1 protein-coding gene is annotated in these 1,112 nt (G+C 58.5%); it reads left to right on the forward strand.

Translation table 11 applies throughout. The features are described 5' to 3' along the window. The first annotated feature begins 54 nt into the window (after positions 1-54). The gene (locus IMW75_RS26730) at positions 55-1,083 is read left to right on the forward strand and encodes an IS30 family transposase (protein WP_205894308.1); all 1,029 of its coding nucleotides are present in this window, start codon (positions 55-57) and stop codon (positions 1,081-1,083) included. Positions 1,084-1,112 lie beyond the last annotated feature (29 nt).

Here is a 1,112-nt window from a genome sequence, read left to right on the forward strand (position 1 = left end):
GGCGGCGGCAAAAACTGAGTGCAACACCTGACCTTTCCGGTACGGTGCTGCCCCATGTCCTATCACGAACTCAGCGTCGAAGAACGCGCCGCCATTCAAATCGGTCATATCCAGGGCCTCAGCCAGCGTCGGATTGCTCGGCTGATCGAACGATCTCCCTCGACCATCAGCCGGGAGTTACGCCGCAATCGAGAGGTCTGTGGGAGTTACTCAGCCCGTGCGGCCCAGCAACAGATGCATGCCCGCCGTCAAACCTGTCGACCAATGCGAAAGCTGTTGCCGGGTAGTGAACGCTTCGAGTTGGTGGCCCATATGCTGCGCGAGCGTTTGTCTCCCGAGCAGATTGCCGGCAAGCTACGCAGCATGAATATTCCCAACCTTAGAGATGCCTACGTCTGCCGCGAGACGATCTATAACGCGATCTATGCCCTGCCGGTCGGCGAACTGCGCAAGGAACTGATCATCTGTCTGCGCCAAGGCAAAACGGCCCGCCGACCACGCTCAGGCGGCGTGGATCGACGCGGCCAGATTCCCGAGATGGTCAGCATTCACGTGCGCCCGCCGGAGATTGAAGACCGGCTGATGCCGGGGCATTGGGAAGGTGATCTGATCAAAGGCAAGGCCAACGCCTCGTCCGTAGGCACGTTGGTGGAACGCACCAGTGGCTATCTGATGCTGGTGAAGATGAATGACGCGACGGCAACCTCGGCGATGGAGGGCTTCAGCGCCGCGCTCAATAGCATGCCGCTGGCGATGCGCAGGAGCATGACTTACGACCAGGGCCGAGAGATGGCGCGACATGCCGAGATCACCCAGAACACCGGGGTGGCGATTTACTTCTGCGACCCGCACAGCCCTTGGCAGCGTGGCAGTAATGAAAATATCAACGGGCTGATCCGCCAGTACCTACCCAAAGGGATGGACTTGTCGGGACACAGCCAAGAACAGCTGGATGCCATTGCCTTGCAACTGAATATGCGCCCACGTAAACGCTTCGATTTCAAATGTCCGATCGAAGTGATGAGTGAGGTGATGCAAAAGGCCATTGCGATGCGGCACGATACTCCCACTTCGATTCAATAACCGTGTTGCACTCAGCTCCTGCAACCGCC

Source organism: Pseudomonas gregormendelii, assembly GCF_017114825.1.
Classification (GTDB): Bacteria; Pseudomonadota; Gammaproteobacteria; order Pseudomonadales; family Pseudomonadaceae; genus Aquipseudomonas; species Aquipseudomonas gregormendelii.

Coding starts and splice junctions, on each gene's coding strand:
- IMW75_RS26730 (WP_205894308.1), top strand. CDS start 55: ATGTCCTATCACGAACTCAGCGTCGAAGAACGCGCCGCCATTCAAATC.